The 1,986-nt window shown below is 51.4% G+C and carries 5 protein-coding genes; 2 read left to right on the forward strand and 3 right to left on the reverse strand.

Features of this window, described 5'->3' with window-relative positions; translation table 11 throughout:
* Positions 1 to 295 (forward strand): transposase domain-containing protein (locus ACOCD2_RS17910; RefSeq protein WP_293653038.1); only part of this gene is annotated, 295 nt, incomplete at its 5' end.
* Entirely contained in the window at positions 285 to 605 is a 321-nt protein-coding gene (locus tag ACOCD2_RS17915; RefSeq protein ID WP_293650547.1) for a hypothetical protein, read from the forward strand. The genes ACOCD2_RS17910 and ACOCD2_RS17915, both read left to right, overlap by 11 nt.
* On the opposite strand, the gene ACOCD2_RS17920 is transcribed toward ACOCD2_RS17915, so the two are convergent.
* From ACOCD2_RS17920 to ACOCD2_RS17930, 3 genes are all read right to left on the reverse strand, one after another.
* Positions 606 to 911: an RHS repeat domain-containing protein gene (locus ACOCD2_RS17920; protein ID WP_293653037.1), complete on the reverse strand. Its 306-nt coding sequence runs from the start codon at positions 909 to 911 to the stop codon at positions 606 to 608.
* A 196-nt stretch (positions 912 to 1,107) separates the two neighbouring features.
* Positions 1,108 to 1,404, reverse strand: coding sequence for a hypothetical protein (locus tag ACOCD2_RS17925; RefSeq protein WP_293653036.1), 297 nt, complete (start codon positions 1,402 to 1,404; stop codon positions 1,108 to 1,110).
* Between the two features lie 12 nt (positions 1,405 to 1,416).
* Positions 1,417 to 1,986: hypothetical protein (locus ACOCD2_RS17930; RefSeq protein WP_293674847.1), on the reverse strand; the 570-nt coding region annotated here is incomplete at its 5' end.

Genomic DNA, 1,986 nt, shown 5'->3' on the forward strand with positions numbered 1-1,986 from the left:
CCCGGAGGTGCCCATCGACACCAACCACCTGGAACGGGCCCTGCGGGTGATCCCAATGGGGCGTAAGAACTGGCTGTTCTGCTGGAGCGAGGTGGGGGCGAAGCATGTGGGCATTATCCAAAGCCTGCTCACCACCTGCCGGCTGCACCAGGTCAATCCTTATACCTACCTGGTTGACGTGCTGCAACGGGTGGCCCTGCACCCGGCCAGGGACGTCGAAGAACTGACGCCACGCGTCTGGAAGGAACGCTTCGCCGCCAACCCCCTGCGCTCGGATCTCGACCATGCCCATTGACATCGACGGCCTGAGCTTCGAGGAACTGCTGGAGCTGAACCAGCGCGTGGTGGCGCGACTGAAGATGCTCGAATCGATGCAGGCTCACATCGAGATGATGCAGTTCAATCTTGGCCAGCGGGTCAGCTTCGAGCATCAGGGCGGTCGCATTCTCGCGACCTTGGTCAAATACAACCGCAAGACGGTCACCGTGGTCACCGACAACGGCCAGCGATGGAATATCTCGCCGCATCTGCTGTCGGCGGTGAAGGAGGCCGGGACTGCCGAGCCTCAATCACCCAGCAGCAAGAAGCAAAAGCGGCTCAGATAATCAGGCCAGGGGCAATAGCGGTGCGGAATGGCCGCTTACGTTGTTGGGGAACTGGACTACGCTGTCCGCTGAGAGGAATCGCCCCAGGTCGGGGTCGTAGACCCGGCCATTCATGTGGATCAGCCCCAGGTCGTCGAGGTGTTCGTGTCCGGTGAAGCCCCGTGGTTCGTCGCTTGTTGGCGCGGGGTTGCTGCTCCAGTTGGACGCACGACGGTTGCCCCAGGCTTCAAAGCTGGGGCGTTCTTTGATGTTCCCGTTCGGATCGGTGATCACATCGAGGGAACCAATGTGGTCGTGGAACAGCACGCGGGTTTCGGTGGGGGCGTTGCTGTGGGTGATGTGAATCGCCACGGTTTGGCCGTTGGCCTGGATCAGGTGACGGTACGGTTAATGGCAACAAACAAATGTTGCTCTGACACCAAATATTACACAAACTAATTTACAGTCTCAATATTCTTCGTGTCCCGACGCACTAGGTGCCCTCTATTGGTAATAATTTCGACTATCCTAAACCAATATTCCACATATCTTCTTCATTTAATATTTTCTTTTTCCCATCTTTATACAGCACCCCTACAGAATGTACTTCTTGACCAATGAGTTTGTTCTTAGTTAATTCAATAACAAACAGCATTCCATTCATACCAGGCGCATTTTCAACCCACCTATCTAGAAAATATTCCTTTCCAGCTATATTGACACTGTTTCCTTTTAATGCCAAGTTATCCCATTCTGAAACATCGGCATCTATAGCAAGCCTTAGTTCATCTCTAAGAACTTTTTCTATCTCTTTAAGCATACACTTTCAGCCCTATGGATTTGGATGTGGTCTAGTGATTCTAATTCCTGTTGGAATATGATGCTGCTTATATCTAAACATCAGATGATATACATCTGATCCATTTTTACCACTCCAACCAAACCTTAGCTTTCCTGTATTCCATACCCCATTCTTTCTAGTAGCGGTGAATAACCTATGACCAATGCGAGGACTAGATAAGGCCCTATAAAGTAACGCCCTACCTCCAGATATTACCAAACCACCACTTCCTCCACCAATAAAGTACGGACCAACATCTGCCACATACTCACCAAAATTTTCCCACGTTGGCCCGGTTTCACTGATAGCTCTGGGGTCAAAATACTCAACGTCAAAATGATCAGCGTCATCATATAGCCCTGAGAGTCTTGGACTTCTACTCATGATATAGCTCCATTTATCTTGAGAGATCATTGCCATTTCATTTTGCCCATATGAATCGTCATTGGCAGCCATCGCACTGCCGAACAAATACCCAAACGCCCCGCTCAGTGCCCCATTTGCGAACTTTCCTCCCGACAGGGTACTGGCCGTGCCGCCAATGATGGCCGACGCTGCTGC

The organism is Thiolapillus sp. (assembly GCF_048562965.1).
Classification (GTDB): domain Bacteria; phylum Pseudomonadota; class Gammaproteobacteria; order Chromatiales; family Chromatiaceae; genus Thiolapillus; species Thiolapillus brandeum_A.

Excerpts from the sequence above, each read along its gene's own strand:
- ACOCD2_RS17915 (WP_293650547.1), top strand. The coding sequence starts at position 285 with ATGCCCATTGACATCGACGGCCTGAGCTTCGAGGAACTGCTGGAGCTG.
- ACOCD2_RS17925 (WP_293653036.1), bottom strand. The coding sequence starts at position 1,404 with ATGCTTAAAGAGATAGAAAAAGTTCTTAGAGATGAACTAAGGCTTGCT.